The 1,255-nt window shown below is 52.2% G+C and carries 2 protein-coding genes; both read left to right on the top strand.

The annotated features are described in order from the left end of the window. The first annotated feature begins 65 nt into the window (after positions 1-65). Positions 66-383, top strand: a complete 318-nt coding sequence (locus AC07NP_RS21780; protein WP_494661703.1) for a transposase — start codon at positions 66-68, stop codon at positions 381-383. A gap of 32 nt (positions 384-415) precedes the next feature. Next, the gene (locus tag AC07NP_RS21785) at positions 416-1,246 is read left to right on the top strand and encodes an IS3 family transposase (RefSeq protein WP_494661704.1); all 831 of its coding nucleotides are present in this window, start codon (positions 416-418) and stop codon (positions 1,244-1,246) included. Positions 1,247-1,255 lie beyond the last annotated feature (9 nt).

A 1,255-nucleotide genomic window follows, 5' to 3' on the forward strand; every position in this document is an offset into this window, starting at 1 on the left:
TGAAGTGGTTTAATAGTTTTAGACACGCTCAGAGGTTATATATTACATAACTGATGAGGTGAAAAATGAATTCACGCCGATTTACCCCAGAATTTAAACGCGAGTGCGCTGAGCTGGTTCTCGACCACGGCTACTCGTTTCGACAGGCCTGCGAAGCCTCCGATGTCGGTGTTACCGCCATGCGACGCTGGGTCAGACAACTCGAGATTGAGCGTGGAGGGCTCGTTTTATCCGGCCAGGGGATCCCCTCCCCGGCAGCACCGCTCACACCAGAACAGCAGTATATTCGCCAGCTTGAAGAACGGGTTCAGCGACTTGAGAGGGACAAGGAGATATTAAAAAAGGCTACAGCTTTGCTGATGTTGGACGTCAACAAGCCCTGAAACTTGTCACCGCCCTGAGCTCTGAATACAGCATAAAGGAGCTCTGCGCGGTGCTGGGTGTTTGCCGGAGTCTTGTTTACTACCATCGCAAACGCCGAAAACAACCGGATACGGCGCGAATTACTCTACAGAGAAGAGCGGCCGAATTACACCGTCTGGGTCGGGGTTCTGCCGGTGCAAGGACATTGTCTTTACTGCTTCGTCGTGAAGGTGAAAACGTTGGTCGTTACAAGGCCGGACGACTGATGAAAGAAGCCGGTCTGGTGAGCAGGCAACCCGGAAAGCATCGTTACCGCCTGTGCAACCGGCAGTCCCACCTGACGGATAATCATCTGAGTCGCAATTTTAGGACAGGGGCACCAGATAACGTATGGTGCGGAGATATTACCTTTATCAGGACGCGTGAGGGTTGGCTTTATCTGGCGATGGTTCTGGATTTATATGCGCGGAAAGTTGTGGGCTGGGCGTTCTCATCAGTACCCGACAGCCAGCTAACGCGGGAGGCGCTCACAATGGCCTGGAAGAACCGGGGTCGCCCAAAAGGGGTAACGTTCCACTCTGATCAGGGATCACAGTATGCCAGCGTGTCTTACCGGGAAATGGCGAAACTGTATGGGATCAAACTCAGCATGAGTCGCAAAGGAAACTGCTGGGATAATGCCGTTGCGGAAAGGCTGTTCCGCAGTCTTAAAACCGAGTGGTTGTTGCGTGAAGGCTACCGGAACAGAAGTGAAGCAGTGAAGGATGTGGTTCAGTACCTGAGTGGATATTACAACCGGGTAAGGCCACATAAACACAACGGTGGGTTGACACCCACCGAGATGGAAAGACAAAGAACCTCTGGCTGTGTCCAAATTAAGTAGACCACTTCA

It is taken from the genome of Citrobacter sp. GW821-FHT07H02 (assembly GCF_059418505.1).